Below are 8912 nucleotides of genomic sequence, written 5' to 3' on the forward strand. Positions count from 1 at the left end.
AAGGAGTCAGCCATGGTCGCCACTGTTCCCGCTAAACGCGGCAGAAAACCCGCCGCCCCCGCCGCTCAGGCTACCGGGCAAGTCCAGTCTCTGACGCGTGGACTCAAACTGCTTGAGTCAATTGCCGAATCCCATGGTAGCGTTGCGCTCACCGAGCTGGCGCAACAGGCCGGCCTGCCCAATTCCACAACCCACCGTCTGCTCACCACCATGCAACAGCTTGGCTTTGTGCGCCAGGTCGGTGAATTAGGCCACTGGTCCGTTGGCGCCCACGCGTTTATCGTCGGCAGCAGCTTTTTGCAAAGCCGCAATCTGATGGCGATTGTCCATCCGATCCTGCGCAAGCTGATGGAAGATTCCGGCGAGACGGTCAACCTTGCGGTACTCGACCAGAGCGACCATCAGGCCATAATTATAGACCAGGTACAGTGTACCCAACTGATGCGCATGTCCGCGCCGATTGGCGGGAAGCTGCCGATGCACGCTTCCGGCGCGGGTAAGGCGTTCCTCGCCTATTTGAATGATGACCAGGTCTCCGGCCTGCTGCATCGCAAAGGGCTGCATGCCTATACCCATGCCACGCTGGTATCACCGGTGCACCTGAAAGAGGATCTGGCTCAGACGCGTAAGCGCGGTTACTCCTTTGATGACGAAGAACATGCGCTTGGCCTGCGCTGCGTCGCTGCCTGCATTTATGATGAACACGGTGTGCCGTTTGCCGCGATCTCTATTTCCGGCCCCATTTCCCGTATCACCGATGACCGGGTGACTGAGCTGGGCGCGCTGGCGATCAAAGGGGCCAAAGAGGTGACGGTCGCCTGGGGCGGGATGCGTCAAAATGGCTGATCTCAAATCATATTGGCAGGATAAATACCCTTCGGCTTTCTGCTGGTCGTTCGGCGATTCACCGGAACTGGCCGACGAGCTGGCGGCTCTGGTCGTCGCGGGGAAAAAGCGTGGTACCTGCGGCTCGCTTGCCAGCTACAGGCAAGAACACCCCCCCGTCACGCCAGGGGCCTATCACATTGTGCTGGACGGCCAGGGCAAAGCCGTATGCGTGATACGCACTCTGACGCTCAGGCTGATCCGGTTTAATGAAATGAGTCCTGAGCTCGCCGCGCTGGAAGGCGAAGGTGATTTGAGCCTGGCTTACTGGCAATCGGCGCATCAGGCGTTCTTTGAACGTGAAGGCACCTGGACGCCGGATATGGAGCTAATTTTTGAGGAGTTTGCCGTCGTTGAAGTAGGCTAAACCAGGTTACCCCGCCTGCTGTAGATTACCGTAGCGCACGCAAAAGCGCTGGCGGCGACGGTAGGCGTAAACGTCTTCCACATGACCGTTTTTGATGCGTGCCTGCAGACCTCGCCAGTAGTCAGCGCGCAGCAGATCGGCGTGCATCTCTTCAAATAACGGTCCGATGCGCGGGTCGGCGCACAACCAGTGGCGAAACTCCTCCGGGAAAACATCGCCCGGCGAGACGCTATACCAGGGTTCGGCACTCAGTTCATCTTCCGGGTAACGCGGCGGCGGAATATCACGGAAGTTGACCTCCGTCATATAACAAATCTCGTCATAATCGTAGAACACCACGCGCCCGTGACGGGTGACGCCAAAGTTTTTAAACAGCATATCGCCGGGAAAAATATTCGCCGCAGCAAGCTGGCGGATGGCGTTCCCGTACTCTTCCACCGCATCGCGCAACTGCGAACCATGTACCCGCTCGAACCAGAGATTAAGCGGCACCATGCGGCGCTCAATATAGAGATGACTGATGGAGATGCGATCCCCAAGGTCGGTGATTTTCTGCGGCGCCTCCTGGAGCAATAGCGCCATTAACGCCGGGTCAATCTGGCGCTTTTCCAGAACGAAGTGTTCAAACTCTTGTGTATCCGCCATACGTCCGACGCGATCATGTTCCTTCACCAGTTGATAGCAGGCGCGCACATGCGCCGCGCTCATCTCTTTTTGCGGCGGGAATTTATCTTTGATGACCTTAAAGACCCTGTCAAAGCCCGGCAGCGTGAAGACCAGCATCACCATGCCGCGAATGCCCGGCGCCTCAACAAACTGCTCGTCCGAGGCATGAATATAATTCAGGTATTCGCGATAGCTTTCCGTTTTACCGTGCTTCTGGCAGCCAATAGCCATGTAGAGTTCAGCGGTGGTTTTACCCGGCAGAATCTCCCTTAACCACTCGATGGTGGCTGCGGGTAACGGGGCATACACCATAAAATAGGAGCGGGCGAAGCCGAACACGATACTGGCCTCCGAATGCGAGGTCAGACAGGTATCGACAAACAGCTCGCCTTCGTCTGTACGATGAATCGGCAGCAGGAAGGGAAGCGTGCCCGCAGGGGTGATCAATTTGCCCACTAACCACGCCGCTTTATTACGGTAAAACAGCTCGTTTGCGACCTGCAAATGGGACTGACGCAACGTATCGGTGCCAAACGTCTCTGTCAGGTGAGTAATGATATAACCAACATCCCGCGCTTTATCCTGCCAAGGCAGACGCAGCGGCAGATCGGTTAATACCTTGGTTAACAGGGATTCCCAGCCACGCTCAGGCCAAAAGTCCTTTGCCAGCGGGCGCGGAATGGTGCGAAAGCGCCGTTCCGGCTGAGAACTGAAAATAAACAGGCGCTCGGGGCTCAGCGAGCGGTGATCGAACAAGCGGCAGTAGACGGAGTTAAAAAAACTCTCAGCAATTTCGAAGCGCGGGTAGTCCGGTAACAGGTGGGTGTAATGCTCTTTCACCCGTAGCAGAAATTCGGCATCAGGCTGCTGACTGTCGGTGATGCAGCGTAGCTGCTCCACAACCAGCCCAACGTGGTGATCGTAAAGATGGATGCGCTGCTTCATCGCCTGCTGGACGGCGTGCCAGTCCGCCAGTTCGAAACGCTGCTGCGCACCAGCAGTCACTTCCAGAAAGCGCCCGTATTGCGCATCAAAACCTTGCAGGATGGTTTGTGCAATCAGTAATTCCAGGCCACGCGACATCGCATCTTTCCCCTCACCCCGGCCTCTCCCTCCAGGGAGAGGGGGGAAACGTTATCCAGCCAACCCCGAAAACTGCACGGATCGATCCTCTCTCCCCTGAGGGGAGAGAGTTGCGGTGAGAGGTGTCAGAACTGAGCTTCTTCCGTCGAGCCCGTTAACGCGGTAACAGAGGACGCCCCACCCTGGATGATGGTGGTCACTTTATCGAAGTAGCCCGTACCCACCTCCTGTTGGTGAGACACGAAGGTGTAGCCCTCTTTGGCGGCGGCAAACTCTGGCTGCTGCACTTTTTCCACGTAGTGACGCATCCCCTCACCCTGCGCATAGGCGTGTGCCAGATCGAACATGTTGAACCACATGCTGTGAATGCCCGCCAGGGTAATAAACTGGTATTTGTAGCCCATCTCCGACAGTTGCTGCTGGAAGCTGGCAATCGTTTTGTCGTCCAGATTTTTCTGCCAGTTGAATGACGGCGAGCAGTTATACGCCAGCAGCTTGCCAGGGAATTTCGCATGAATGGCATCCGCAAAGCGTTTCGCCAGCGCCAGATCGGGTGTTGAGGTTTCACACCACACCAGGTCGGCATACGGCGCATACGCCAGGCCACGGCTAATAGCCTGTTCGATCCCGGCGCGGGTACGATAGAACCCTTCGCTGGTGCGCTCGCCAGTGATGAACTCGCTGTCATAAGGGTCGCAATCCGAGGTAATCAGGTCCGCAGCATCCGCATCGGTACGGGCAATCACCAGCGTCGGTACGCCCATGACATCTGCCGCCAGACGCGCAGCCACCAGTTTCTGAATCGCCTCTTGCGTCGGTACCAGCACTTTTCCGCCCATATGGCCGCATTTTTTCACCGAAGCCAGCTGATCTTCGAAGTGTACGGCCGCTGCACCGGCTTCAATCATCGATTTCATCAGTTCAAAGGCATTCAGTACGCCGCCAAAACCGGCTTCGGCATCCGCCACGATCGGCAGGAAATAATCGGTGTAGCGCGGATCGTTCGGTTCAATACCCGCCGACCATTGGATCTGATCCGCGCGGCGGAAGGTGTTGTTGATCCGATCGACCACAGCCGGAACGGAGTTGGCCGGGTAGAGCGATTGATCCGGATACATACTGGAGGCCAGGTTCGCATCTGCCGCCACCTGCCAGCCCGACAGATAAATCGCTTCGATGCCCGCTTTTGCCTGTTGCAATGCCTGCCCGCCAGTCAGTGCGCCAAGGCTGTTGATATAGCCTTTTTTCGCCTCACCATGCAGCAGACGCCACATTTTCGCTGCACCCATCTGCGCCAGCGTGCATTCCGGGTTCACCGAGCCACGTAATTTCACCACCTCTTCCGCGCTATAAGGACGCGTGATGCCTTCCCAGCGAGGGTTAGTCCATTCTTTTTTCAGTTCTTCTATTTGTTGGGTACGGGTTTTCATGTGCAGATGCTCCATATTCTCGTCCTGGCTTTCCAGGCGTTATTGGTGAAGGCAGTTTGGTCACGGAGCCGCGCAAAAACCGGAGCGTACTTAGCGTACGTGAGGGTTTTGAGCGCTGTCCGGGGCCAAAATGGCGAACAAAATAGCCTGGGCGCTAAGCCAGCAGGCGATAGCCTGGCAACGTCAGGAAGTCGATTAACTCATCAGAGGTGGTGATCTGCTCCATCAGGCGGGCAGCATCATCGAAACGTCCGCTGCTAAAGCGGTGTTCGCCCAACTCTTCCTGAATCACCAGCATCTCTTCGGCCAGCATTTGACGGAACAGGGCCTTCGTGACCGGTTTGCCGTTGCTGAGCGTTTTCTCGTGATGGATCCACTGCCAGATTGAGGTACGCGAGATTTCAGCCGTCGCCGCATCTTCCATCAAACCGTAAATCGGTACACAGCCATTGCCGGAGATCCACGCTTCGATGTACTGAACGGCCACACGGATATTGGCGCGCATCCCCTCTTCTGTGCGTTCGCCATCACAGGCCGCCAGTAGCTGATCTGCCGTAGTGGGAGCGTCGCTCTCACGCGTAACCGCCAGTTGGTTTTTGTTTTCACCCAGCACCTCGTTAAAGACAGCCATGGCCGTATCCGCCAGGCCCGGATGCGCAATCCACGTACCGTCATGGCCGTTGTTGGCTTCCAGCAACTTGTCCGCTTTTACTTTATTGAGTACCTGGTTGTTGCGTTCAGCATCTTTACTGGGAATAAAGGCCGCCATGCCACCCATGGCGAACGCGCCACGGCGATGGCAGGTTTTAATCAGCAGCCGCGAATAGGCGCTCAGGAACGGTTTATCCATCGTTACCACCTGACGATCGGGTAGCACACGGTCCGGGTGGTTTTTCAATGTCTTGATATAGCTAAAGATGTAATCCCAACGGCCACAGTTCAGACCAACAATGTGGTCACGCAGCGCATACAGGATTTCATCCATCTGGAAGACGGCAGGCAGCGTCTCGATCAACAAAGTGGCCTTGATGGTGCCGCGCGGCAGGTCGAAGCGATCTTCGGCATAACAGAAGACTTCACTCCACCATGCCGCTTCCTGCCATGCCTGGGTCTTCGGCAGATAGAAGTAAGGACCGCTGCCTTTTGCCAGCAACGCTTTATGGTTGTGGAAGAAATAGAGTGCAAAATCGAAGAGGCTGCCAGGGATAGCTTCGCCGCGCCAGGTCACGTGTTTTTCTGGCAGATGTAAGCCACGGACGCGACAAATCAGTACTGCCGGATCGGGCTTGAGCTGGTAGATTTTCCCGGCCTCATTGGTGTAGCTGATGGTGCCATTCACCGCATCACGCAGGTTAATTTGCCCATCGATCACTTTATCCCAGTCCGGTGAAAGGGAGTCTTCGAAATCCGCCATGAAGACTTTCACGTTGGCATTGAGCGCATTGATCACCATTTTGCGTTCAACGGGTCCGGTGATCTCAACACGGCGATCCTGCAAATCTTCCGGGATACCGCGAATAGTCCAGTCACTCTCGCGAATGGAATTAGTTTCCGAAATAAAATCAGGCAGCTTGCCGTTGTCGATATCCTGCTGCTGTTGCATACGCGCAGCCAGTAGCTTATTGCGCTGTGGCGTAAAGCGTGTCACCAGCTCCGTAAGGAATTCGACCGCTTCCGGGGTCAGAATTTGCTTTTCCATTTCGCCATAAGGCTTATTAAAAGCTAACTCACCTGTCGTCGTTGCCTGCTGTGTCATTGCGCTGCTCCTCATCATCGTTGATCCGCGTACACTCCCCAACGCGAACGAAAGATCGTTGTATGGTTTTCGTTCAGCACAATTAAGACTACTCATTTAATTTTCAAAATCAAAAACAATTTCCATTTTAATTTAAAAAACAACTTAACTATTTGATAACAATGAATTTAAAATTTAATTACTTGCTGGAGGGAATTTCAGGCATGAAAAAGGCACCCGAAGGTGCCTGAAATGGGGAGCTGAAACGCTTTAGGATCGTGCTGAAACGTTAATCAAGCGTTGGGTTCATATGGCTCAGATCGAACGGCGTAATCTGGTACACGTAGTAGTTCAGCCAGTTGGTAAACAACAGATTGCCATGGCTACGCCATGTCGCATGTGGCTTGTTCCGGGGATCGTCGTTCGGGAAATAGTTATACGGGATTTCCGGTGACAGCCCGGCCTCAACATCACGGAAATACTCACCTGCCAGAGTATTAGCGTCGTACTCAGGATGGCCGGTAACAAAGGCGATACGCTTATCTTTGCTGGCGAACAGATAGGCATCGCCCTGATCGCTTTCAGCCAGGATTTCCAGGTCGGTATAGTCACGAATCAGTGCCGCCGGGAAATCGGCATAGCGTGAGTGCGGCGCGAGGAACGTATCATCAAAACCACGAGTCAGCAGAGCGTGTGGATGTAAAATGTGGTGCTCATAGACGCCGGATAGCTTTTCACTGCGGGTTTGCTTAGGAATACCGTAAAGGATGTTCAGTGCGGCTTGTACCGCCCAACAGACAAACAACGTGGAGGTGACATGGTCTTTTGCCCACTCCAGTACCTGTTTGATCTGCGGCCAGTAGGCAACATCGTTAAATTCCACCAGACCCAGTGGCGCACCGGTTACAATCAAGCCATCGAAGTTCTCTTCGCTGATTTCATCAAAGTTACAGTAGAAGTTGTTGAGGTGTTCCACTGGCGTGTTGCGTGATTCACGCGCGTCAATGCGCAGTAGCTTGATATCCACCTGCAGTGGCGAGTTGGAGAGTAACCGCAGAAATTGGTTCTCTGTCTCGATCTTCTTTGGCATCAGGTTGAGGATAAGTACCTTGAGCGGACGAATTTCCTGACCTGTAGCACGCGATGTCGTCATCACAAAGACGTTTTCATCACGCAAGAAATTGACGGCTGGTAGCTCGTCCTGCACCCGAATCGGCATAACTTATATCCTCACTGCATACGTTTAAACGTTTAGACATCCAGATAGCTGACAATACCCAGGAATGGGCGAGTTGTCGAGTCTGCATGTAGAAGGTGAGAAAGTTTCACGAAAGTGTTTGCGTTAGAATATAAGCGCGCATAACAGGAGACAATATGGTTATTAGTATTCGTCGTTCGCGACCTGAGGAAGGAGAGAGGCTGATCGCTATCTGGTGCCGCTCGGTCGATGCGACACATGATTTTTTGTCCAGAGATTATCGGGCAGAACTGGAGGAGCTGGTGAGTGCATTTTTACCGACAGCGCCGCTTTGGGTTGCCGTCAATAAACAGGATGAACCTGTTGGGTTTATGCTACTCACCGATAAGCATATGGATGCACTGTTTATTGATCCTGACGTTCGTGGCAGCGGCGTAGGGAGACGACTGGTTGAACACGCTCTGTTGTTGGCTCCCAACTTAACGACCAACGTTAATGAGCAAAACGAACAGGCCATTGGGTTCTACCTTAAGCTGGGATTTATGGTAACCGGGCGAAGCGAAAAGGATGATTCCGGCAGGCCATATCCACTGCTGCATTTACGCTATCAACAGTAATGTTCACCGCTTAACTCTTTTTTACCGCTCCGCAATCAGCGCCATCACAGCGTCATCGCTCAGGGGTGTTGATTGCGCGTGCGTTATCAAGCGACGATAACGCATTCGCGTCGCACCTGCGACGACTTCCTGCAGGATACGTTCTTCGACCTGCGATAATCCGCCCTCGTTCATTTCCAGCGCGCTGATAACAATGTCAAAGCGGTCTGTGCGCAGCAGTTTCCTGAGCCATGAACGGGGTCGGATCTGTTCGATCAGGTCCCACAGAACTTTTTCGGCTTTGAAAAAATCAGCGATAAGCAGGCGTTGATTACTAAAGGCACCGCTTCCTGATACATCCTGCTTACGCTCAATGTTGCGAACGGTGATATGATTTTTGCGAACCTGGATATAAAGAACAGACATGAAAAATTCCTTTTATCATGCGAATAAAACGCAAAAAGCCCATCCGTGAGGATGGGCTTCTTACTTATTTGATGCCTGGCAGTTCCCTACTCTCACATGGGGAGACCCCACACTACCATCGGCGCTACGGCGTTTCACTTCTGAGTTCGGCATGGGGTCAGGTGGGACCACCGCGCTAAAGCCGCCAGGCAAATTCTTTGTGCTCAGTACGCAATCTTTTATTGCGTACTCAACTCTGAATCTAAGCTGAAAATCGTCTCAATCCGCCAAAACATCTTCGGCGTTGTAAGGTTAAGCCTCACGGTTCATTAGTACCGGTTAGCTCAACGCATCGCTGCGCTTACACACCCGGCCTATCAACGTCATCGTCTTTAACGTTCCTTTAGTGGACTTAAAGTCCAAGGGAGAACTCATCTCGGGGCAAGTTTCGTGCTTAGATGCTTTCAGCACTTATCTCTTCCGCATGTAGCTACCGGGCAGTGCCATTGGCATGACAACCCGAACACCAGTGATGCGTCCACTCCGG

General features: G+C 53.7%; 8 protein-coding genes and 2 rRNA genes. 3 read left to right on the top strand and 7 right to left on the bottom strand.

Annotated elements, in window-relative coordinates; genetic code table 11:
- Positions 1–12 precede the first annotated feature (12 nt).
- Together iclR and ABU190_RS26740 are read left to right on the top strand one after the other, a co-directional pair.
- Positions 13–846 carry a glyoxylate bypass operon transcriptional repressor IclR gene (gene iclR / locus ABU190_RS26735; RefSeq protein WP_039076768.1) on the top strand — a complete coding sequence of 278 codons (834 nt, stop codon included), beginning with the start codon at positions 13–15 and terminating at the stop codon, positions 844–846.
- Positions 839–1252 (top strand): ASCH domain-containing protein, encoded by a 414-nt coding sequence (locus ABU190_RS26740; RefSeq protein ID WP_354692862.1) that lies wholly within the window; start codon positions 839–841, stop codon positions 1250–1252. Before iclR ends, ABU190_RS26740 begins: the two co-directional genes overlap by 8 nt.
- A gap of 6 nt (positions 1253–1258) precedes the next feature.
- Here the strand turns inward: ABU190_RS26740 and aceK are convergent, their stop codons facing one another.
- The 4 genes from aceK to metA form a co-directional block, all read right to left on the bottom strand.
- Positions 1259–3001, bottom strand: coding sequence for a bifunctional isocitrate dehydrogenase kinase/phosphatase (gene aceK, locus ABU190_RS26745; protein ID WP_354692863.1), 1743 nt, complete (start codon positions 2999–3001; stop codon positions 1259–1261).
- A gap of 125 nt (positions 3002–3126) precedes the next feature.
- Positions 3127–4431 (bottom strand): isocitrate lyase, encoded by a 1305-nt coding sequence (gene aceA, locus ABU190_RS26750; protein ID WP_103245891.1) that lies wholly within the window; start codon positions 4429–4431, stop codon positions 3127–3129.
- 154 nt (positions 4432–4585) lie between these two features.
- A complete protein-coding gene (gene aceB, locus ABU190_RS26755) occupies positions 4586–6187 on the bottom strand; it encodes a malate synthase A (RefSeq protein ID WP_354692864.1) in 1602 nt (533 codons plus the stop codon).
- Positions 6188–6455: 268 nt separating this feature from the next.
- Positions 6456–7385, bottom strand: a complete 930-nt coding sequence (gene metA / locus ABU190_RS26760) for a homoserine O-succinyltransferase (RefSeq protein ID WP_039076763.1) — start codon at positions 7383–7385, stop codon at positions 6456–6458.
- 155 nt (positions 7386–7540) lie between these two features.
- Between metA and ABU190_RS26765 the strand changes: the two genes are divergently transcribed.
- Positions 7541–7981, top strand: a complete 441-nt coding sequence (locus ABU190_RS26765; RefSeq protein ID WP_354692865.1) for an acetyltransferase — start codon at positions 7541–7543, stop codon at positions 7979–7981.
- 21 nt (positions 7982–8002) lie between these two features.
- Here the strand turns inward: ABU190_RS26765 and ABU190_RS26770 are convergent, their stop codons facing one another.
- The 3 genes from ABU190_RS26770 to ABU190_RS26780 all read right to left on the bottom strand — a co-directional run.
- Positions 8003–8386 (bottom strand): YjaA family stress response protein, encoded by a 384-nt coding sequence (locus ABU190_RS26770; RefSeq protein WP_354692866.1) that lies wholly within the window; start codon positions 8384–8386, stop codon positions 8003–8005.
- Positions 8387–8459: 73 nt separating this feature from the next.
- Positions 8460–8575: ribosomal RNA gene (rrf, locus tag ABU190_RS26775) — 5S ribosomal RNA — on the bottom strand.
- 98 nt (positions 8576–8673) lie between these two features.
- Positions 8674–8912, bottom strand: a 23S ribosomal RNA gene (locus ABU190_RS26780); the annotation flags it as partial.

This window comes from Phytobacter sp. RSE-02 (assembly GCF_040578655.1).
Taxonomy (GTDB): domain Bacteria; phylum Pseudomonadota; class Gammaproteobacteria; order Enterobacterales; family Enterobacteriaceae; genus Phytobacter; species Phytobacter diazotrophicus.